Source organism: Marinobacter lutaoensis, assembly GCF_001981305.1.
Lineage (GTDB): Bacteria > Pseudomonadota > Gammaproteobacteria > Pseudomonadales > Oleiphilaceae > Marinobacter > Marinobacter lutaoensis.
Genome location: NZ_MSCW01000001.1, coordinates 99178 through 118718, shown reverse-complemented (window position 1 = coordinate 118718; position 19541 = coordinate 99178). Strand labels below are relative to the sequence as shown.

Here is a 19541-nt window from a genome sequence, read left to right as displayed (position 1 = left end):
TCCCATGTCTAGGTGCCCCGGCCAGGGTCGCGCCGGATTACGCCTCCGCCTGCCGTTTCCGGACCGCGGCGGCCATTTTCTCAATGATAGGGTTGATCCGGCCGTGTTTCATCTTCATCGAGGCGCGATTGACCACCAGCCGGCTGCTGATGTGTTCGATCAGGTCCCGGGGTTCCAGGCCGTTGGCCCGGAGCGTGTTGCCGGTGTCCACGATATCGACGATTTCGTCGGCCAGGCCGAGGATCGGCGCCAGCTCCATCGCCCCGTAGAGCTTGATGATGTCCGCCTGGCGCCCCTGTTCGGCGTAATAGCGGCGGGCCAGGTTGACGAATTTGGTGGCCACCCGGATGCGGCCACCGGGCGGGTGCTGCCCCTTGGGGCCGGCAGTCATCAACCGGCACCGGGCGATGTGCAGATCCAGGGGCTCATACAGCCCCTCGCCACCGTGTTCCATCAGCACGTCCTTGCCGGTCACGCCCAGATCGGCACCGCCGTACTGGACGTAAGTCGGCACGTCGGTCGCCCGGATGACCAGGACGCGGACATCCGGATCCGTGGTGGGGAACACCAGCTTCCGGGATTTCTTGACGTCGTCAAGCAGCTCGATCCCGGCCTCGGCCAGCAGCGGCAAGGTTTCGTCCAGGATGCGTCCTTTCGACAACGCGATGGTGATGGAGTCTGTCATGCGTCCTTCCGGTTTTCCGCTGCTGTGCCTCACGCCGGCAGTCGCCGGATGCTGGCACCCAGCAGCTGCAGTTTTTCCTCAATGCATTCGTAACCGCGATCGATGTGATAGATCCGGTCGACGATGGTGTCGCCGTCAGCCACCAGCCCGGCAATCACCAAGCTCGCCGAGGCCCTCAGGTCGGTGGCCATGACCGGCGCACCGGTCAGCTGGCCCACCCCACGGATGATCGCGGCGTTGCCTTCCAGGGAGATGTCCGCGCCCATGCGAATCAGCTCCTGCAGGTGCATAAAGCGGTTTTCGAATACCGTTTCGACAATGGTGCCCGCCCCTTCCGCCACCGCGTTCATGGCGGCGAACTGGGCCTGCATGTCGGTCGGGAAGGCAGGGTATGGCGCGGTGCGGATGTTCACCGCTCTGGGTCGGCGCCCCTTCATGTCCAGCTCGATCCAGTCCGGACCGGTCTGGATCTCCGCACCGGCCTCCTCCAGTTTCAGCAGGACCGCTTCCAGCAGGTCGTCCCGGGTATCCTTGAGCTTGACCCGCCCTCCCGTCGCAGCCGCGGCCACCAGGTAGGTGCCGGTTTCGATACGGTCGGGCAGCACGTCGTAGCGGCAGCCGCGCAGGCGCTCGACCCCGTTGATTTCAATGGTGGCGGTGCCGTGCCCCTTGATGTCCGCACCCATGGCAATCAGGCATTCCGCCAGATCCACGACCTCCGGCTCGCGGGCGGCATTTTCCAGAATGGTCTTGCCCTCGGCCAGCACTGCGGCCATCATCAGGTTCTCGGTGCCGGTCACGGTCACCGTGTCCAGGAAAATGTGGGCCCCCTTGAGACGGCCGTTGGTCTTCGCCTTGATGTAGCCGTTTTCGACCTTGATGTCGGCGCCCATCATTTCCAGGCCGTGGATGTGCAGGTTGACCGGACGACTGCCGATGGCACAACCACCGGGCAGGGACACCTCCGCCTCGCCAAAATGGGCCACCAGCGGCCCAAGCACCAGAATCGACGCGCGCATGGTCTTGACCAGCTCGTAGGGCGCGTGAAACTGCTTGATGGTGTTGGCGTGGATCTCCACGCTCATTTTCTCGTCGATGATGACCTCAACCCCCATGCGACCGAGCAGCTCGATCATGGTGGTGATGTCGTGCAGGTGCGGGAGGTTGCCCACGGTTACCGGCTCATCGGCCAACAGGGTCGCCGCGAGTATAGGCAGGGCGGCGTTCTTGGCGCCGGAGATACGGATTTCGCCATCAAGGGGGCGCCCCCCCCGAATCAGAAGTTTGTCCACAATAGAGTTCCTGTGTCGTACGGGCGTTCAGGCTTGGCGCTCGGCCCATTCGGACGGAGTGAAGGCACGCGGATGGAGGGCATGGATGGTGCCGTCCATCACATACTGGAACAGCGCCTTGTTGATCATCTGCTGCCGTTTGATGGTCGGCAGCCCCTCAAACACGTCGCCCACCACCACGACCAGGTAGTGATTGCCATCAACCTGAACCTGCACCTCGCAACCAGGCAGGGCTTCTTTGACCCGTTCGGTGACTGCAGCGGCATCCATACATCATCCTCGGAAATTTTGAAAAACCAGGGGCGGGATTGTAACCAATTAGTCGGCCCGGGTCAGCTGGCCGCCGAGATTGCTCAGTGCAGCCAGCGATGCCAACCGCTCACTGACGCCACGGAACCGGAGCTGTCGCCCCGACTCCGCCGCCAACCGGCGCCAGCACAGCAGCATCGACAACACCACACTGTGCGCCGTTTCCAGGCCGGACAGATCCACCACCAGGTCGGCTTCGGCCTGGCGGATCAGCTGCTCGCCCCGGGCCCGCAACGCCAGAACGGAATCGGCGTCCACCTGGCCGGTGACCACCAGGGCGCCGTCCCGCAACTGCACGCTCGCCTCGGCACCGGTCATGACTTGTTGGCTTCCTCATCCAGATCCAGGGATTTCACGGTGTCCGTCCAGCCGTCGATGACCGCCTGCACCTGCCCCCGGTTCGCTTCCATTTCCTGGGCGAAACGGTCCCGGAAGGCCAGACCGATGTTCACCCCCTCGACGATCACGTTTTCCATCAGCCAGTGCCCCTGATCGTTGCGATACATGGAATAGGTGACCGGATAGCGATTGCCGGAGGCACTGATCACCTCAAGCTGCACCGAGGCGCGGTCCGGGTGCTGAGGCAGCAGCGTGACCTCCCTAACCTCGATCTGGAAGTTCTCGGTGTTCACCAGCGCCTGGGCATAGCTGTCGAACAGGCTGCGCTTGAACTTCTCCACGAAGGCATCGCGCTGTTGCGGCGATGCCTGACGGGCATAGCGCCCCATCACCCGGGCCGCGATGCGACGGAAATCCACGAAATCGCTCAGGGCTTCGTCCATGCTGCGGTAGAAGGCTTCCGGATCCTTTCCGTACAGCCCGCGCTCGGCGTTGAGCTTCGCCACCAGGCGCTGGGTATTGTCGTCTACGTAGGCCTTCAGGTCCTCGGCCGGGCCCGCCTGCGCGCGCGCCACGGCAACGGCCAGCAGGACCCAGAACACCATCAATTGCCGACTCAAGGTTGCCATTGTTTCCTCCAGGGTTTCGTCCTGTTTACCAAGCGGCATCAACGACCGGACGCGAAATTGCCGATCAGCCGCTCCAGGTTCATGGCCGACTGGGTGGAGTAAAACGTGTCACCGTCTTTCAGCGACTCCAGGTCGCCACCCACGGATATATCAATGTACTGTTCTCCGAGCAGGCCGGATGTACGTATTACTGCGGCGCTGTCGGCGGGAATGTTGTCGACGCTGGCATGGATGGACATGGCCACCCGCGCCTGGAAGGTATCCTTGTCCAGGGTGATCGAGTCGATGGTACCGATGGTGACCCCCGCCATGGACACCCGCCCCCGGGGACGCAAGCCACCGGTGTCGTTGAAGTTGGCATACAGGGTGTAGGTTTCCTCCGCCGCCTTGGGCGACAGGCCGCTGACCTGGAGCGCCAGGAACAGCAGCGCCGCCAGACCGGCAATCATGAACAGGCCGACAATGATTTCAATGGTTCTCTGTGCCATGCACGGCTCCCGTTGATCTTTCTCAGAAATCGCCGAACATTACGGCGGTGAGTACAAAATCCAGCCCCAGAACGGCCAGTGAGGAATAGACCACCGTCTTGGTGGTGGCCGAGCTGATCCCGGCAGAGGTCGGCACGCAGTCGTAGCCCTGGTAGACCGCAATCCAGGCGCATACGAAACCGAACACGACGCTCTTGATCACACCGTTCATCACATCGTCCATGAAGTCCACGGACGACTGCATGTTGCCCCAGAACGATCCTTCGTAGACGCCCAGCCAGTCCACACCTACCAGCATGCCGCCCCAGACACCGACCACCGAGAAAATCAGGGCCAGCACGGGCATGGCGATGAAGCCGGCCCAGAGCCTGGGAGCAATGACCCGGCGCAGGGGGTCAACTCCCATCATCTCCATGCTGGACAACTGTTCGGTGGCCTTCATCAGACCAATTTCCGCCGTCAGCGCCGAGCCGGCCCGGCCGGCAAACAGCAGCGCCGTCACCACCGGCCCGAGTTCGCGCACCAGTGTCAGCGCGATCATCTGGCCGATGGCGGCCTCCGACCCGTAATCGGTCAGGATGGTGTAGCCCTGTAGCCCCAGCACCATGCCGATAAACAGACCGGAGACCACCACAATGGCCAGCGACAGCACACCGACCGCATAAATCTGCCGCACCAGCAGCGGGAAACCGGTGCTGGGGCTGGGTACCCCGGCGAGCACCCCGGCAAGAAAACGTCCGGAGCGTCCCAGGGACGCCACCACCGCGAGGGTCAGCCGCCCCAGGGCGGCGATTCGATCCAGCATTACGCCTCACCTCCAAGACCAAAATCCCGGGCCGTGCTGCGGGCCGGGTAATGGAAGGGCACCGGGCCGTCCGGCTGTCCCTGCAGGAACTGCTGCACCTGCTCGGACGGATGCGCCTGCAACTCTTCCGGCGTGCCCTGCCCGATCACCTTGCCGTCGGCGATGATGCAGGCGTAATGGCAGATACTGAGGGACTCGGGCACGTCGTGGGACACCAGCACACTGGTCAGCCCCATGGAATGGTTCAGGTCCCGGATCAGCTTGACCAGCACGCCCATGGCGATCGGGTCCTGGCCGGCGAACGGCTCGTCGTACATGATCAGCTCCGGGTCCAGGGCGATGCTTCTGGCCAGCGCCACCCGCCGGGTCATACCGCCGGACAGCTCCGAGGGCATCAGGTCGCGGGCACCGCGCAGCCCCACCGCCTCCAGTTTCATCAGGACGATGTCCCGGATCATGTCCTCCGGCAACCGGGTATGCACGCGCAGCGGGAAAGCAACGTTCTCGTAGACACTGAGGTCAGTGAACAGCGCGCCGCTCTGGAACAACATGCCCATCCGCTCCCGCAGCGCGTACAACTCCCGACGCTTCAGGGTCGGGACCTCGTACCCGGCCACCCGGATGCTGCCAGAATCCGGCTTCAGCTGGCCACCGATCAGGCGCAGCAGCGTTGTCTTGCCGGTGCCGCTGGGGCCCATGACCGCCGTGACCTTCCCCCTGGGAATGTCCAGGCTGATGCCGTCGAAAATCCGGCGTCCGGAGCGGGAAAACACCACGTCTTTCAGCGAAATGTATGCGTCTGAACCCATAATCTGCCTCTTTCGGGGAGCGGCTACATTATGCCATGCGACGGCCAAGCTCAACGTATCCACGGCAAAATGTCCGGATGGTCACCTATAATTTTCCTGAACTTTCCGTAATTGCCTCCGCAACCGCTCCGACCCGCCCACGGGAGGTGGTATAATCCGCGCCTTCAAACCCCCGAACCCTTTACCCGAATGCTAGGCAAGACACATGACCGACACGCCCCGTCACGACTTCCGAGCATCCGCCTTGCGCGCGATCCGAATTGAACGCTCGGCCATCGAGGCCCTCGAAGAACGAATCGACGAACAGTTCACCCGCGCCTGCGAGACCATCATGGCCTGCCAGGGCCGCGTGGTGGTCACCGGCATGGGCAAATCCGGCCACATTGGCAACAAGATCGCCGCCACCCTGGCCAGTACCGGCACGCCGGCCTTTTTCGTTCACCCCGGCGAGGCGAGTCACGGCGATCTGGGCATGATCACCAGTCAGGACGTGGTCATTGCCATATCCAACAGCGGCAGCACCAGCGAAGTGGTCACCATCCTCCCGCTGATCAAGCGCATGGGGGCACCGTTGATCAGCATGACGGGCAACCCCGACTCGATCCTGGCCCGCGAGGCGGTGGCCAATCTGGACGTGCGGGTGGCCGAGGAAGCCTGTCCGCTCGGTCTGGCGCCCACCGCCAGCACGACCGCCACCCTGGTGATGGGCGACGCCCTGGCCGTGGCCCTGCTTGAAGCGCGGGGCTTCAGCGCCGAGGACTTCGCCTTTTCCCACCCCGGTGGCAGCCTTGGCCGCCGTCTGCTGCTGAAAGTCTCCGACATCATGCACACCGGCGACCAGATCCCCAAAGTCCGGGAAGGCACACCGCTGAGCGAAGCGCTGATCGAGATCTCCCGCAAGGGCCTGGGCATGACCACCGTGGTGGACGCCGACGGCCGCCTGGTTGGTGTCTTCACCGACGGCGACCTGCGCCGCACCCTCGACAAGGCGGTGGACATCCACAACACCATCATCGATGCGGTGATGACGCGTAACGGCAAGACCATCGGCGCGGACCACCTGGCCGCCGAGGCCCTCAATATAATGGACGCGCTGAAAATCAACGCCCTGCCGGTGACCAACCCGGCCGGCGACTTGGTGGGCGCCATCAACATGCACGACCTGCTCAGAGCGGGGGTCATCTGATGCTGGAACATCCCCTCCAATCCCACTGGCCGGCACCGCTGCTGGCGAAGGCGGCACGGGTTCGCCTGGCCGCCTTCGACGTCGATGGCATCATGAGCGACGGCACTCTGTTGTTCAGCGCCTCCGGTGACGAGCTCAAAGGCTTCAATATCCTCGACGGGCTGGGCCTGAAGCAGCTGATGGCCGCGGGCATTACCGTGGCGGTGATCACCGGCCGCCGGTCGCCGCTGACCGAAAAGCGCATGACCGACTTGGGTATCACGCACCTGGTCCAGGGCCGTGAAGACAAAAAGGTGGCCCTGCTCGAATTAGCCGCCCGCCTGGGCCTTGCCCAGGACGCCATTGCCTACATGGGCGACGACCTGCCTGACCTGCCGGCGATCCGGTTCGCCGGCCTCGGCATCACCGTTCCCAACGGCTACTGGCTGGTGCGCGAACAGGCTGACTACTGCACCACCGTGGCCGGAGGCCGCGGCGCGGTCAGGGAGGCCTGTGACCTGATCCTGGCTGCCCAGGGCCAGCTGGCCACCACCCTCGCCCCCTATCTGGAGCCGTCCGAGTGAAACCGCCGGTTGCGTCCCTGATCGACCTGAGCGAACGTCCGTGGGTGCGGACGCTGGCGCTGGTGGTCCTGATCGGCGCGACCGTCTTCCTGCTCTGGCGCAGTGACGACCCGCCGGCACCTTCGGCAACACCGGACGAATTGCGCGGTCCGGCCGAGCCGGACGGTTTCGTCGTTGATGGCCATTACCGCGCCTACGACGCCCAGGGCAATCTGCACATTGAGTTCACCAGCCCCCGCATCGAACAGTTTGAGGCGGGCAACGTCGCCACCATGGACAGTCCCCTGGCCCACGTGTACGGCGACGAGGGCAACACCCCCTGGACCGTTGCCGCCGACCATGGCAGCCTGCTGCAGAACGAACGGCTGCTGTACCTCACCGGCGATGTCCGGGTGACGCGGACAGCCGCCGGCCAGGACACCCGACTGACCACCTCGGAGCTGACCCTGGACAGCGATCAAGGCGTCGCCTACACCGACGCGCCGGTGGAGATCAGCGACCGCTATGGCACGACCCGGGCAACCGGCATGAAGGCCTGGATCGACCAACGCATTCTGGAACTGAACGCCCACGTGGAAGGACGTTATGACACAACCCCGTAAGCACACGGCCAGGCTGCTGCTGGCCGTGCTGGCCGCCCTGCCCGGCGTTCCGGCCCTGGCCTTCGACCTGGATTCGGACGTGCCCATCACCGTCAGCGCCGGCAACGCCCGGCTGGACGATGCCCAGGGCGTGGCCACCTACACCGGCGAGGTCGAGCTGACCCAGGGCCAGACCCGCCTGACCGCCGACCGAGTGGTGATTCACCGCGACAGCGAGGGACTCAGCCGTATTGAGGCCACCGGGTCCCCGGCGCACTACCGCCAGCCCACCGAAGACGGCGCCGGCGAAACCGACGCCCGCGCCCACACCATCACCTGGTCGGCGCAAGACCGGCAGCTCACCTTTGAAGGAGACGCCGTGATCGAGCAGAATGGCAACCTGTTCCGTGGCGACACCATCCATTACGACACCGCGCGGCGGGTCGTCACCGCGGACGGCGGACAAGGCACCGGCGCCGGCAACGGCCGGGTGGAAATGGTCATCCAGCCGCGCACGACAAGGCAAGAGCAAGAGTCCGATGGCAGTACTCAGGGCCAGTAACCTGGCGAAAAGCTACAAACAGAAAAAGGTGGTGCTCGACGTCTCCCTGGAAATCCGCAGCGGCGAGATCGTCGGCCTGCTGGGCCCCAACGGTGCCGGCAAAACCACCTGCTTTTACATGATCGTGGGCCTGGTGCCCGCCGATCATGGCCGCATCACCATCGACGGCCATGACATCACCCCTCTGCCCATGCACGGCCGGGCTCGCAAGGGCATCGGCTATCTACCCCAGGAAGCCTCGGTCTTCCGCAAACTGACCGTGCGCGACAACATCCTGGCCATCCTGGAGACCCGCAAGGGCCTCAGCCGGGCCGAGCGGGAAGCCAAGCTGCAGGAGCTGCTGGAAGAGTTTCACATCACCCACATCCGGGACAGCCTGGGCATGGCCCTCTCCGGCGGCGAGCGGCGGCGGGTCGAGATTGCCCGCGCGCTGGCCATGGAGCCGGCTTTCATCCTGCTGGACGAACCCTTTGCCGGGGTCGACCCCATTTCCGTCACCGACATCAAGCACATTGTCCGCCACCTGCGGGACAAAGGCATCGGAGTCCTCATCACCGACCACAACGTTCGGGAAACCCTGGACATCTGCGAAAACGCCTACATCGTCTCAGGCGGTCACATCATCGCCTCCGGCAGCGCCGATGAAATTTTGGCCAATCAGCAGGTTAAGGAAGTCTATCTGGGGGACGAATTCCGGCTCTGATCGGCGCTCCGATGTCAACCCAAGGCTGAAATGCCCCCCTTTTTTCCCCAAGCAAAATGCCCCTTCCTGAGGCCAAAGCGAGCGATTCGAATGGCAATAACCGGGGTTGCTGGAAATCCAGGGTGATCCGTCCCCATGTTGCCGCGCAAGACAACAGGGGGACACAGGGCAAGGGCGAGGCCTTAATCGAAGTCAGAACGTGCTGTCGGTGGATTCTTCGTCGCTTTCCTGCTCGAAGCCTGATCAGCGGCCCGATTGTGTTGCCGAGCCGGAGCAAGTAAACTCGGCAAAGAACTTGCTTGTTCTGCCGAAAAGTCCGGGAACAGAAAAAATTTTCCCATACATGCCAATGATATAGAGCGCTGATGAGTGACGGATTCTGAATCATGGTGATGAAAGCCTCCCTACAGTTAAAGCTGGGTCAAAGCCTGACTATGACGCCCCAGCTGCAACAGGCGATCCGGCTTCTCCAGCTCTCTACCCTGGACCTCCAACAGGAGATCCAGCAGGCTCTGGAATCCAACCCCATGCTCGAAACCTCCGAGGACGACGAGCAACTCCCGGAGACAGAGGCCGACGCCCGGGACCGGGATGAGGCCTCAGGAGAAGCCACCGACGGGGGCCCGGAGGATGACTGGGACGACGGCGAGACCGGTCTGGAGTGGAGCACCAACAACGACAGTCAGGACACCATTCCCGACGAACTCCCGGTCGACACCGCCTGGGACGATATCTATCAGTCCGCCCCCGCACCGGCGGCCCGGTCCGATGACGACAACGATCAGGACTTCGAGACCCGGAATTCCCCCACCGAAACCCTCCGCGACCACCTGGAATGGCAGCTGAACCTGACGCCCATGAGCGAGCGGGACCGGGTCATCGCCCACGCCCTGCTGGATGCGGTGGACGACCGGGGGTACCTCACCTCGTCCCTGGAGGAAATTCACGCCGGCCTGGTGGACGAGGCGGAGGAGGACCCGCTGGAACTGGACGAGGTCGAGGCGGTTTTACATCGGCTGCAGCATTTCGATCCGCCCGGTGTGTTCGCCCGGGACCTTCAGGAATGCCTGCTGATCCAGCTCAACCAGTTGCCACCGGATACCCCCTGGCTGGCCCAGGCGCGCCTGGTGATCACTCACTACATCAACCTGCTCGGCAACCGTGACTACGCGCAGCTGCTGCGTCGGAGCCGGCTCAAGGAGGATCAGCTCAAGCAGGTCCTGGCCCTGATCACCGGTCTCAATCCCCGCCCGGGCGACGTGATCGACCGGTCCGAGCCGGAATACGTCATTCCCGACGTCATCGTGCGCAAGCACAACGGGCGCTGGCGGGTCGAGCTGAACCCGGAAATCGCGCCCCGTCTTCGCGTCAACGCCAGTTACGCGTCCCTGATCCGGCGGGCGGACAGCAGCGCGGACAACACCTATCTTCGGGACCAGCTGCAGGAAGCCAAGTGGTTCATCAAGAGCCTCCAGAGCCGGAACGAGACCCTGCTCAAAGTGGCAACCCGGATCGTGGAGTACCAACAGGCGTTCCTGGATCATGGTGAGGAAGCGATGAAACCGCTGATCCTATCGGACATCGCCCAGGCCGTGGACATGCACGAATCCACCATTTCCCGGGTTACCACCCAGAAGTACATGCACACCCCCCGGGGCATCTTCGAGCTGAAATATTTCTTCTCCAGCCACGTCAGTACGGAAGAAGGCGGCGAGTGCTCCTCGACAGCCATCCGGGCGATGATCAAGAAACTCATCGCCGCAGAAACTCCCAAAAAGCCATTGAGTGACAGTAAAATTGCGGCCATGCTAGGAGAACAGGGCATCAAGGTGGCAAGACGCACCGTGGCCAAGTACCGGGAGGCGATGCACATTCCGCCTTCCAACGAACGAAAACGACTGGTGTAACAACAAGGAGACGCCTATGCAACTCAACATTTCCGGCCATCACGTAGAACTGACCCCCTCCCTGAAGGACTATGTCACCGAGAAGTTCGACAAACTGGAGCGCCACTTCGACCACATCTCCAACTGCCAGGTGACCCTGGAAGTCGACAAGGTGCGCAACATTGCCGAGGGAACCCTGCACGTGAGTGGCGGAGAAATCCACGCAAAGGCGGAAAACGAAGACATGTATGCGGCGATCGATGCCCTGGTGGACAAACTCGATCGTCAGGTGCTCAAGCACAAGGAAAAAAACGTAGACCGGATGCACGGAAACGGCCAACGCTGAACGCCGCGTTCCCGGCCTGATGTCCAATGGCGCTGCGACACCCGGGTGTCGCAGCCTTTTTTTTACGGAAGTACAGTCGATCCATGAGCGACACATCTCTGACCATAGACAACATCCTTGTACCGGAGCTGACCCTTTGTCGGGTACCGGCTTCCAGCAAGAAACGGGTTCTGGAGTTCATCGCTGAACAGATCCACCAGTACGACAACTCCCTGAGCGAAACTCAGATCTTCAACAACCTGATCGCCCGCGAGCGACTGGGAAGCACCGGCATCGGCCAGGGAATCGCGATTCCCCACTGCCGGCTGGAAGGACTGGAGCACGTCGTGGGCGTGCTGATGACGCTGGTCGAGAGCATTGAGTTCGATGCCATCGACAACCAGCCCGTCGACCTGGTGTTTGCCCTGATCGTTCCCAAAGAAGCCACCAGCGAACACCTGGAGCTACTGAGCCAGCTGGCGGAAAAGTTCAACGAGCGCTCGTTCTGCGACCAGCTGAGGGACTGCGACAGTGCCAGGACACTCTACCAGCGCATGACCGCCAGCAGCGAATAACCCGGCCCAAGGGGAGGAAACAGGGCATGAAGCTGATCATTGTCAGTGGCCGATCCGGCTCCGGCAAGAGTACCGCGCTGCACGTGCTCGAGGACCTCGGCTACTACTGCATCGACAACCTGCCGATCGGCCTGCTGTTTCCCCTGACCCAGGAAGCGGCGGCCCAGGAGAAGCCTGGGCGGCTGCACCGGATGGCGGTCAGCATTGACGCCCGCAACCTGTCCGGAGAGCTGGCCAATTTCGAGGACATCCACAGCCGCCTGCAAGCCACCGGGGTGACCATCGAGATCATCTTTCTGGACGCCGACGAACAGTCGCTGCTGCAGCGGTTCCACGCCACCCGCCGCAAGCACCCCCTGAGCAACGACAAGGTGTCGCTGCGGGAAGCCATCCAAACCGAAAAGGCCCTGCTGGAACCCCTGTCCAAGCTGGCCGACCTCTACATCAACACCACCGGCATGTCGATGTATGAGCTGCGCGACCAGGTCAAGCAGCGGGTGGTCGGGCGCAAGGACCAGGAACTGGCCCTGCTGTTTCAGTCGTTCGGGTTCAAACACGGCGTGCCCCTGGACTCGGACTATGTCTTCGACGTCCGCTGCCTGCCCAACCCCTTCTGGGACAACAGCCTGCGCCAGTACAACGGCACCGACCAGCCGGTCATCGACTTCCTGGAACGGGAGCCGGCCACCCGCGCCATGGTGGAGGATCTGACCCGATTTCTGGAAACGTGGCTGCCGGGCTTCGCTGCCAGCAACCGTACCTACATGACCATTTCCATCGGTTGCACCGGCGGCCAGCACCGGTCGGTCTATGTCTGCGAACAACTGGGTCGCCACTTCCGGAAAAACTACAACAACGTCCAGGTCCGGCACACCGAACTGCCTCACCTGCGCACCCGCGAAGAGTGAAGAGATTGACACCCCATGATCCGTCGCCCGATTACCATCATCAACAAACTGGGCCTGCACGCCAGGGCCAGTGCCAAGCTGGTGGCCACCGCATCCCAGTATGACAGTGTCGTAAAAATCGCCCGGAACGGGCGGGAAGTGGACGCCAAGAACATCATGCAGGTGATGATGCTGGCAGCCAGCCAGGGCACGGACGTGGAACTGATCGCCGAGGGCCCGGACGAGGAGCAGGCCATCGCGGCGCTGGTGGAACTGATTGACGATTATTTCGGAGAAGGCGAGTAACGCCGGGAATCACCTACGACGCTTTCTCACCTGTGTCACCTAACTCCGCTATAATACAGGCGTTTTCAGCAAGCAGGTGATTCATGACCGATATTCTGGAAAAAAGCCAGGCCCGGCAGCGGCTGCGGTCGCTGAGCGAAGCGCTCGACAGCGGTGCGCTCAAGCAGGTCGCCCGTATTCTTAACGGCGGCCTGAGTCCCAGTGATATTGCTCACCTGCTGGAATCCTCTCCCCCCCGCCAGCGGGCCCTGCTCTGGAACTTGGTGGAAAAGGACCTCGAAGGCGAGGTTCTGCAATACCTGAGCGATGACATCCGGGGCTACTTCCTGAGCCAGCTGAACGCTCAGGAACTGGCGGACATCATCGAAGATTTCGAGTCGGACGACCTCGCCGACCTGCTGCAGCAACTGCCGGACGCGGTGATCCAGGAAGTCCTGGACACCATGGACGAACAGGACCGCCAACGGGTCGAGGAAGTGCTCTCCTATCCGGAGGACACTGCCGGCGGCCTGATGAACACGGACACCATCACCGTCCGTCCCGACATCAGCATCGACGTGGTCCTGCGCTACCTGCGGCGGCACCGTACCCTCCCCCCCATGACCGACAGCCTGATTGTGGTCAGCCGCCGCGACGAGTTCATCGGCATGCTGCCGATCACCAAGATGCTGGTTTCCAACCCCGCCGCCACCGTCCGCGAGGTCATGGACACCAACATCGAACCCATTCCGGTGGACCTGCCGGACACCAAGGTCGCCACATTGTTCGAGCGCTACGACCTGATTTCAGCGCCGGTGGTCAACCACGAGGGCAAGTTGCTCGGCCGGATCACCATCGACGACGTGGTCGATGTCATCCGCGAGGATGCCGACCACTCCCTGATGAGCATGGCCGGTCTGGACGAGGACGAGGACACCTTTGCCCCGGTCTGGAAAACCACCCGGCGGCGCGCGGTCTGGCTGGGCATCAACCTGCTGACCGCGTTTACCGCGTCCGCCGTCATTGGCCTGTTCGAGGACACCATCGCCCAGGTGGTGGCCCTGGCGGTGCTGATGCCGATCGTCGCCAGCATGGGCGGCATTGCCGGCAGCCAGACCCTGACCCTGGTGATCCGGGGCATGGCGGTCGGGCAGATCAGCGGAGCCAACGTCGGCTGGCTGCTGAACCGGGAGTTCCTGGTGGGCGCCCTGAATGGGATCTTCTGGGCCGCGGTGGTCGCCAGCGCGGCCGCGCTGTGGTTCCAGGACCTGATGATCGGCGCCATTATCGCCGCGGCCCTGGTCATCAACCTGGTGGCCGCCGCCCTGGTGGGCACGGTGTTGCCTCTGTTCCTGAAATCCCGCAACATCGACCCGGCCCTCGCGGGCAGTGTGATTCTGACGACCGTGACCGATGTGGTGGGCTTCATGGCCTTCCTCGGTCTCGCCACCCTCTTCTATTCCTGATCGAACCATGACCGACTATCAAGACGACGAGTACCAGGACGACCTCGGCCCCAGTAAATCCCAGCTCAAGCGGGAGATGCTGGCTCTGCAGGAGGTGGGCAGGCGCATGCTGGACCTGAGCGACGAGCAGCTCGACAGCCTGCCCATCAGCGACCGGCTGCGGGCAGCCGTGGTCGAATCCCGGCGCATCCGGAAACACGAGGCGCGCCGGCGGCATCTGCACTACATCGGCAAGGTGCTGCGGAGTGAGGAAGATCCAGAGGCCATCGAACGCGGCCTGGATGCGTTCGATGCCGGCAGCGCCGAACACACCCGGCGCCACCATCTGGCGGAACGCTGGCGGGAACGTCTGGTCACCGAAGGCGACCCGGCGGTGGCCGAGTTCATCGACTATTGCCCGTCGGCGGACATTCAGCACCTGAGGAACCTGACCCGCAACGCCCGTAAGGACGCCGAGAAGCAGAAGAACACCGGGCAGGCACGTAAGCTGTTCCGCTACCTCCGCGAGTGCATCGACACCGTTGAGTGAATCCCGTCCCTAGAGCCGCCGGTGGTCCCACACCGGCATGTTCGTCCGTACCTGGGCCAGCCGCTCACGGTCCAGCCCGGCCACCACGACGCCGGGCCCTTCCGCCTGCTCCGCCACCACCTTGCCCCAGGGGTCGCAGATCAGGGTGTGGCCGTAGGTTCGGCGCCGTTCGCTGTTCTGCCCGCCCTGGCCCGCAGCCACCACCCAGATCTGGTTCTCGATGGCCCGGGCGCGGATCAGCGCATGCCAGTGGGCATCACCGGTCTGCCAGGTGAAGGCGCTGGGCAAACACACCCACTCGGCACCTTGGGCCCGCAACGCCCGAAACAGCTCGGGGAAACGCAGGTCATAGCAGATCGCCAGCCCCAGGCGACCGACGGGGGTGTCCAGGGTCACCACCTGATCGCCGGGTTCAAAGGTGTCCGACTCCCGGTAATGGCCATGGGCGTCGTCCACCCGGGCATCAAACAGGTGGATCTTGTCGTACCGACCCACCTCCCGGCCCTGGTCGTCGAACACCAGGCAGCTGGCCCGAACCCGATCCTCGATGTCGCTGCCGTCGGGACGGGCCGCCAGCGGCAGGGAACCACCGACGATCCAGAGTCCCAGCGCGCGGGCCCGGTCGGACAGGAACCGACGGATGACCGGAGCGTCCCCCGCCTCGGTCCGGCCGCAGGCAAGCATGTCGGATGTGGACAGCACGGCGAAATTCTCCGGCAGCACCGCCACTCGGGCGCCCTGCGCCGCCGCTTCGGACAGCAGCCGGGCAGCGTCCCGCAGGTTGGCGGCCAAGTCACGGGTACTGACCATCTGAATTGCCGCGACAGATGCCGATGTGGGTGTGCTCATTGCCTTATCCTCCGGTATCGAAAACCCGACGCAGTTCCACCTCGGGATTGTCCCAAGTCCCTGTCACACTATAGGTGGCGCTGGTGAGTTTGCTCAATGGGTCGCCCAGGACTTTATCCAGCACAAACAGGGCCCCGCCGATGGGGGCTCCGGCCCCCATCAGCAACGCCGCCAGCGGCAGGTTCTGGGTCAGCGGCAATACCACCACCAAACGCATGTCCAGCCGCTCCTCCGACAGATCGGTGGTGCCACTGAGCTTAAAGGCCCCCGAGGGCCCCACCACCTGCAGTTCCGGGTCCAGAGTGACCAAGCCGTCGACGATACGAGCCTTGCCGGAAATGGCGTCGAACGCCACGCCCCGTTCATACAGGTCGGAAAAATCCAGCTTGAGACGGCGCCAGATGGTGTCGGCATTGAGCAGGTTGAAGATCCGGAACAGCTGCGCGGTGTTGTTCTGCTCCAGGATGATGCCATCGTCCAGGCGCACGCTGATGCTTCCGCTCAACCGGCGCATGGAGAACTCATCGGGGCGGCCCGGCCAATCCACGTCGAGCTCGACCTGGGTCTTCTTGTTGGTCAGGGGCATTTCGACGCCAAACAGCTGATTGAGATCCTTCAGGGCGCCGCCGGACACGGAACCGGCGAAACGGGTGGTTTCCCGGTCGGAGATGATGCTCCAGGTCATATCTCCCAGCAGCGTCAGGGAGTTCAGCCGGCCCTCGATGCCATTGACCTTCAGGCGATAGGGCTCCGGCCGCAGCTGGAACGACCAGCGGCCAAGCTCACCCTGGTCGAGGCGGAGGTCGGCAATGGTGACGTCGACATCCGGCCAGCTGCCCATGTCCAGTGCCTTGAATGCGTCCAGTTGCTCCTCCAGGCTCAGCAGTTCCGGCGACGATGCCGGGTCCGCCGGGGTCTCGGCAGCGCCGCGAACCAGATGTACCTGTTCGAAATCCGCCTTCACCGGCGATCCGTCACTCGGCAGAACCAGCTGCCCGACCGCCCGTTCCGAGCGGGTCCGGACCACCCACCGGTCCGACAGGCGCAGGGCGTCGAGTTGAATATCCCGGAGAATGTGTTCTCCGATGTGCAGGTCTTTCATCGTCAGCTCGAAGCCGCTGTCCTTCCATAACAGTTCAAAGTCCGCGCGGTCAGTCCACCGCCCCGATACCGCCACGCCGCCCTCCGCCGACGGATCGACGAAAGCCTCCAGGGGAGCGTCCTCCGGCGCGGCCTTGCCCAACGGTTCCGGCCAGTCCAGCACCAGGCCGCGCAAGGGTGATTGGACACGGATTCGGGATGTGCTATCGGTGCTTACGGTCAGCTCGGCCACGTAGTCAAGACGCCCTCCCACGCCGAAGGTGGTTCCCCCCTCCAAGCCAAGCCGGCGGAAAGTGTCCGGAAACGCCAGGCGGCCGTTCTGCCGCAGGACCAAGCCGTGGTCCTCCGGTCCCACCGCAAAGTCGATCGCAACCGGTTGCTCGAAGAAGCGGGCCTGCAACGGCCCGCCCGAGAAGCCCTGCCGGGTGTCGTAGGTCAGCTGGCCGGTGACCGAGGTCCAGGACAACCCGGCCTCGGGGTAGGTCACGGTGGCACCGTCCACCGCCACCGTGGCACGCACCGACGGCGTCCCCGCCTCGGCCAGGGGCAGATCCAGGTCCAGATCCAGAGTGTACTGTCCCTCGTACCTGAGGTTCCTGGCAGAGGCTCCCGCCATCGCACCGAGGGGGCTGTTGGCCAGCCAGAACGGAATCGCTTCGCCCGGTACCCGGGCCTTGGCGGTGACCTGGACCCTGGTTGGCGTGCCGGGCAACACCCGCACCCGACTCGGTGACAGGTCGATCCCCCCCACCTGTCCCGACGCCAGCTGGATCTCGGTCCGGCCGTTGTGGATATCGACGCGGCCGCTGGCCTGAGTCAATTCCGGCCAGCGCTCGTCATAACGCACGGTGGCCTCGCTGAAGCGATACCACATGGAAGAGACAAAGGCTCCGTGTGGCGCGGAACCGTCGATCTGGCCGTGGCCGTAGAACACGCCTTCCTCAATCCTGGCCGAAGGAATGGCGGTGGTCAGCCAGTGATACAGTTCCGGATTCACCGCTTTCTGCGGAACGAAGTCGGCCAGCAGGCCGGCGTTGCCATCGCGGACCCCAATGCGCAAGCCGAGGTTGTCCTCCCCCTCCCGGTCCATGCGCAGGTCGAAGGCTCCGGTCAGCTCGGTGGCCTCGCCGTAGCGCATCTGCAGGTCGTCGGCGTACACTCGGGTGATGGCGCCTTCCAGCTGCCATGCCACGGTACCCCGCATCTCGGCAAAGGCCCAGTCCGCCCGGAACAGCTCCGGAAACCCGAGGGTCACCGCGCCCGGTGTCAGCCGCACAAACCCGGAGCGGGCATCCATGTACAACGTGCCTGCCAGACCGGAGGCCCCCGGAGCGCCATCGTGGGCCTGAATCGACACGTCCCGCAACTGCCCCAGCAAGGCAAAGCGGCCGGCGTCCGCCGCCCCGGGCAGAACCAGGTGCAGGTGATCGAGAAAGCCGGACGGACGGTAATTGGTCAAGGCTCGCGCCAGCCGTTCCGGCAATGGTGCCACCGCCACCAGCAGCCGGCGTACGGGCGCCAGGGGCAGCGTGTCAGCCACCAGGTCGAAGCCATCACCCCGGGGCCGGACCCGAAGACTGAACGCGGGGACCGTGTCCCCGTCCCAGGTCCACTGCAGGCTTTGCACGTGCAGTTCGCCCCGGGCCAGGGTCTGGGCCAGCGTCTCAGCCTCGTCCCCCCCGCGCCGGCGCCAGCCAAACCGCGCCTGGATATCCTCCAGCGGCGCCAGCGAGGTATTCGCCACCCCCAGTTGCAGGTAGGGCGTGCGGAGCGTGCCGTTGACCTGTTCCAGGTGCCCGCTCCGGAACGTCAGCCAGGCCTCACCCCCCAGGTCAACCCCCTCGATCCTCAGTTCCCGCCAGCGGTAATCGTCGATGAGGCCATCGAACAGGCGGCCGGAATCCACATCCAGATAGAGCTGGCCGGTGAAGTCGCCGCGGAAGAAGTGTTGGCCAACCAGGGCAAAACTCGCCAGCTGTTCGGTGGTTCCCGCCCGCATGGCCCGGCCCGATGCCCGGAACAGGCCTCGGCGATACACCAGGTCGAGCTGGGGGATGTCCAGATAGCGCGGGTTGTCTTCGCCATCTTGAAGTTGCAGGCTGACCCGGGTAATCCGGACGAAGGGCTCGGACAGCCACTTGCCGGCCAGATCCAGCCAGGTCTGCAGCTCACCCCTGGCCGGAGCGGACAGCACCGGCCCCGGCAGCCGCAAGTCGCCGTTCGGGCTCTGGCGCAGGGTCAGGTCCAGACCATCCGCCTCGAACTCGGCGAAGACCAGCCGGAACCGCAGTAGGGAGGACAGGAAATCAAGGCGGACACGCAAGTGCTGGAGGTGCGCGGCCACCGCGTCACCATCGGCGGTCATCACGCGGATGTCGTGGGCCAGCAGGGTCGGGTCCAGCCAGTTCCAGCGCGCATCCAGAGCGTCGATGTCGACCTGACGCCCCATCCGGGCAGACAATTCGTCGGCCAGATCCTGTCGGAAACTGTCGATATTCTGGGTCAGCTGGCGGCCGATCCCGGCATACAGTGCCAGCACCAGCAGACCGGCGAACAGCAACCACCATACCAGGCCCGCCAGTCTGGCCGCCCACCGGATCGGCGGGGTTTCAGGTGGCGGCCCCGGCAGCGGAGGCCCCGGATTCGAGGACGACATGAACGCACCTATTTCCCTGGTCGTTGTCCTG

The 19541-nt window shown here is 63.9% G+C and carries 22 protein-coding genes; 12 read left to right on the top strand and 10 right to left on the bottom strand.

Features of this window, described 5'->3' with window-relative positions; translation table 11 throughout:
* Positions 1–37: 37 nt before the first annotated feature.
* The 8 genes from hisG to BTO32_RS00505 are packed head-to-tail and all read right to left on the bottom strand — an operon-like array spanning position 38 to position 5356.
* Entirely contained in the window at positions 38–685 is a 648-nt protein-coding gene (hisG, locus tag BTO32_RS00540) for an ATP phosphoribosyltransferase (RefSeq protein WP_076722496.1), read from the bottom strand.
* A 29-nt stretch (positions 686–714) separates the two neighbouring features.
* A complete protein-coding gene (gene murA, locus BTO32_RS00535) occupies positions 715–1977 on the bottom strand; it encodes a UDP-N-acetylglucosamine 1-carboxyvinyltransferase (RefSeq protein WP_076722495.1) in 1263 nt (420 codons plus the stop codon).
* Between the two features lie 27 nt (positions 1978–2004).
* On the bottom strand, positions 2005–2247 hold the full coding sequence (locus BTO32_RS00530; protein ID WP_076722494.1) for a BolA family protein: 243 nt from the start codon (positions 2245–2247) through the stop codon (positions 2005–2007).
* A gap of 48 nt (positions 2248–2295) precedes the next feature.
* Complete coding sequence (locus tag BTO32_RS00525; protein WP_076722493.1) at positions 2296–2604, bottom strand: STAS domain-containing protein; 309 nt, start codon at positions 2602–2604, stop codon at positions 2296–2298.
* Positions 2601–3254 carry an MlaC/ttg2D family ABC transporter substrate-binding protein gene (locus BTO32_RS00520; protein ID WP_076722963.1) on the bottom strand — a complete coding sequence of 218 codons (654 nt, stop codon included), beginning with the start codon at positions 3252–3254 and terminating at the stop codon, positions 2601–2603. The genes BTO32_RS00525 and BTO32_RS00520 overlap by 4 nt, the downstream gene beginning before the upstream one ends.
* A 38-nt stretch (positions 3255–3292) precedes the next feature.
* Positions 3293–3742 (bottom strand): outer membrane lipid asymmetry maintenance protein MlaD, encoded by a 450-nt coding sequence (gene mlaD, locus BTO32_RS00515; RefSeq protein WP_076722492.1) that lies wholly within the window; start codon positions 3740–3742, stop codon positions 3293–3295.
* Between the two features lie 22 nt (positions 3743–3764).
* The gene (mlaE, locus tag BTO32_RS00510; RefSeq protein WP_076722491.1) at positions 3765–4547 is read right to left on the bottom strand and encodes a lipid asymmetry maintenance ABC transporter permease subunit MlaE; all 783 of its coding nucleotides are present in this window, start codon (positions 4545–4547) and stop codon (positions 3765–3767) included.
* A complete protein-coding gene (locus BTO32_RS00505; protein ID WP_076722490.1) occupies positions 4547–5356 on the bottom strand; it encodes an ABC transporter ATP-binding protein in 810 nt (269 codons plus the stop codon). The genes mlaE and BTO32_RS00505 overlap by 1 nt, the downstream gene beginning before the upstream one ends.
* Before the next feature lie 205 nt (positions 5357–5561).
* Between BTO32_RS00505 and BTO32_RS00500 the strand changes: the two genes are divergently transcribed.
* The 12 genes from BTO32_RS00500 (at position 5562) to yjgA (ending at position 14904) form a co-directional block, all read left to right on the top strand.
* Positions 5562–6542, top strand: a complete 981-nt coding sequence (locus tag BTO32_RS00500; protein ID WP_076722489.1) for a KpsF/GutQ family sugar-phosphate isomerase — start codon at positions 5562–5564, stop codon at positions 6540–6542.
* A complete protein-coding gene (locus tag BTO32_RS00495) occupies positions 6542–7105 on the top strand; it encodes a KdsC family phosphatase (protein WP_076722488.1) in 564 nt (187 codons plus the stop codon). Before BTO32_RS00500 ends, BTO32_RS00495 begins: the two co-directional genes overlap by 1 nt.
* Entirely contained in the window at positions 7102–7707 is a 606-nt protein-coding gene (gene lptC, locus BTO32_RS00490) for an LPS export ABC transporter periplasmic protein LptC (RefSeq protein WP_245820229.1), read from the top strand. The genes BTO32_RS00495 and lptC overlap by 4 nt, the downstream gene beginning before the upstream one ends.
* On the top strand, positions 7691–8248 hold the full coding sequence (gene lptA / locus BTO32_RS00485; protein ID WP_076722487.1) for a lipopolysaccharide transport periplasmic protein LptA: 558 nt from the start codon (positions 7691–7693) through the stop codon (positions 8246–8248). The genes lptC and lptA overlap by 17 nt, the downstream gene beginning before the upstream one ends.
* Complete coding sequence (gene lptB / locus BTO32_RS00480; protein ID WP_076722486.1) at positions 8226–8951, top strand: LPS export ABC transporter ATP-binding protein; 726 nt, start codon at positions 8226–8228, stop codon at positions 8949–8951. Before lptA ends, lptB begins: the two co-directional genes overlap by 23 nt.
* A 392-nt stretch (positions 8952–9343) precedes the next feature.
* Positions 9344–10858: an RNA polymerase factor sigma-54 gene (locus BTO32_RS00475; protein WP_076722961.1), complete on the top strand. Its 1515-nt coding sequence runs from the start codon at positions 9344–9346 to the stop codon at positions 10856–10858.
* Between the two features lie 16 nt (positions 10859–10874).
* Positions 10875–11183 carry a ribosome hibernation promoting factor gene (gene hpf / locus BTO32_RS00470; RefSeq protein WP_076722485.1) on the top strand — a complete coding sequence of 103 codons (309 nt, stop codon included), beginning with the start codon at positions 10875–10877 and terminating at the stop codon, positions 11181–11183.
* A gap of 83 nt (positions 11184–11266) precedes the next feature.
* The gene (gene ptsN / locus BTO32_RS00465) at positions 11267–11737 is read left to right on the top strand and encodes a PTS IIA-like nitrogen regulatory protein PtsN (RefSeq protein ID WP_076722484.1); all 471 of its coding nucleotides are present in this window, start codon (positions 11267–11269) and stop codon (positions 11735–11737) included.
* 26 nt (positions 11738–11763) lie between these two features.
* Positions 11764–12645 (top strand): RNase adapter RapZ, encoded by an 882-nt coding sequence (rapZ, locus tag BTO32_RS00460; protein WP_076722483.1) that lies wholly within the window; start codon positions 11764–11766, stop codon positions 12643–12645.
* A gap of 15 nt (positions 12646–12660) precedes the next feature.
* Positions 12661–12930 carry an HPr family phosphocarrier protein gene (locus BTO32_RS00455; RefSeq protein WP_076722482.1) on the top strand — a complete coding sequence of 90 codons (270 nt, stop codon included), beginning with the start codon at positions 12661–12663 and terminating at the stop codon, positions 12928–12930.
* A gap of 83 nt (positions 12931–13013) precedes the next feature.
* Positions 13014–14375, top strand: coding sequence for a magnesium transporter (gene mgtE / locus BTO32_RS00450; RefSeq protein ID WP_076722481.1), 1362 nt, complete (start codon positions 13014–13016; stop codon positions 14373–14375).
* Positions 14376–14382: 7 nt separating this feature from the next.
* Positions 14383–14904 carry a ribosome biogenesis factor YjgA gene (gene yjgA, locus BTO32_RS00445; RefSeq protein WP_076722480.1) on the top strand — a complete coding sequence of 174 codons (522 nt, stop codon included), beginning with the start codon at positions 14383–14385 and terminating at the stop codon, positions 14902–14904.
* 9 nt (positions 14905–14913) lie between these two features.
* Here yjgA and BTO32_RS00440 read toward each other — a convergent pair whose 3' ends face one another.
* On the bottom strand, positions 14914–15753 hold the full coding sequence (locus BTO32_RS00440; protein WP_076722479.1) for a carbon-nitrogen hydrolase family protein: 840 nt from the start codon (positions 15751–15753) through the stop codon (positions 14914–14916).
* 4 nt (positions 15754–15757) lie between these two features.
* The gene (locus BTO32_RS00435; RefSeq protein ID WP_076722478.1) at positions 15758–19510 is read right to left on the bottom strand and encodes a YhdP family phospholipid transporter; all 3753 of its coding nucleotides are present in this window, start codon (positions 19508–19510) and stop codon (positions 15758–15760) included.
* Positions 19511–19541 lie beyond the last annotated feature (31 nt).

Excerpts from the sequence above, each read along its gene's own strand:
- BTO32_RS00500 (WP_076722489.1), top strand. The coding sequence starts at position 5,562 with ATGACCGACACGCCCCGTCACGACTTCCGAGCATCCGCCTTGCGCGCG.
- hpf (WP_076722485.1), top strand. The coding sequence starts at position 10,875 with ATGCAACTCAACATTTCCGGCCATCACGTAGAACTGACCCCCTCCCTG.
- mlaD (WP_076722492.1), bottom strand. The coding sequence starts at position 3,742 with ATGGCACAGAGAACCATTGAAATCATTGTCGGCCTGTTCATGATTGCC.
- BTO32_RS00520 (WP_076722963.1), bottom strand. The coding sequence starts at position 3,254 with ATGGCAACCTTGAGTCGGCAATTGATGGTGTTCTGGGTCCTGCTGGCC.
- BTO32_RS00440 (WP_076722479.1), bottom strand. The coding sequence starts at position 15,753 with ATGAGCACACCCACATCGGCATCTGTCGCGGCAATTCAGATGGTCAGT.
- rapZ (WP_076722483.1), top strand. The coding sequence starts at position 11,764 with ATGAAGCTGATCATTGTCAGTGGCCGATCCGGCTCCGGCAAGAGTACC.
- BTO32_RS00525 (WP_076722493.1), bottom strand. The coding sequence starts at position 2,604 with ATGACCGGTGCCGAGGCGAGCGTGCAGTTGCGGGACGGCGCCCTGGTG.
- mgtE (WP_076722481.1), top strand. The coding sequence starts at position 13,014 with ATGACCGATATTCTGGAAAAAAGCCAGGCCCGGCAGCGGCTGCGGTCG.
- BTO32_RS00455 (WP_076722482.1), top strand. The coding sequence starts at position 12,661 with ATGATCCGTCGCCCGATTACCATCATCAACAAACTGGGCCTGCACGCC.
- hisG (WP_076722496.1), bottom strand. The coding sequence starts at position 685 with ATGACAGACTCCATCACCATCGCGTTGTCGAAAGGACGCATCCTGGAC.
- lptA (WP_076722487.1), top strand. The coding sequence starts at position 7,691 with ATGACACAACCCCGTAAGCACACGGCCAGGCTGCTGCTGGCCGTGCTG.
- BTO32_RS00435 (WP_076722478.1), bottom strand. The coding sequence starts at position 19,510 with ATGTCGTCCTCGAATCCGGGGCCTCCGCTGCCGGGGCCGCCACCTGAA.
- BTO32_RS00505 (WP_076722490.1), bottom strand. The coding sequence starts at position 5,356 with ATGGGTTCAGACGCATACATTTCGCTGAAAGACGTGGTGTTTTCCCGC.
- BTO32_RS00495 (WP_076722488.1), top strand. The coding sequence starts at position 6,542 with ATGCTGGAACATCCCCTCCAATCCCACTGGCCGGCACCGCTGCTGGCG.
- BTO32_RS00530 (WP_076722494.1), bottom strand. The coding sequence starts at position 2,247 with ATGGATGCCGCTGCAGTCACCGAACGGGTCAAAGAAGCCCTGCCTGGT.
- ptsN (WP_076722484.1), top strand. The coding sequence starts at position 11,267 with ATGAGCGACACATCTCTGACCATAGACAACATCCTTGTACCGGAGCTG.
- BTO32_RS00475 (WP_076722961.1), top strand. The coding sequence starts at position 9,344 with ATGAAAGCCTCCCTACAGTTAAAGCTGGGTCAAAGCCTGACTATGACG.
- yjgA (WP_076722480.1), top strand. The coding sequence starts at position 14,383 with ATGACCGACTATCAAGACGACGAGTACCAGGACGACCTCGGCCCCAGT.
- lptB (WP_076722486.1), top strand. The coding sequence starts at position 8,226 with ATGGCAGTACTCAGGGCCAGTAACCTGGCGAAAAGCTACAAACAGAAA.
- mlaE (WP_076722491.1), bottom strand. The coding sequence starts at position 4,547 with ATGCTGGATCGAATCGCCGCCCTGGGGCGGCTGACCCTCGCGGTGGTG.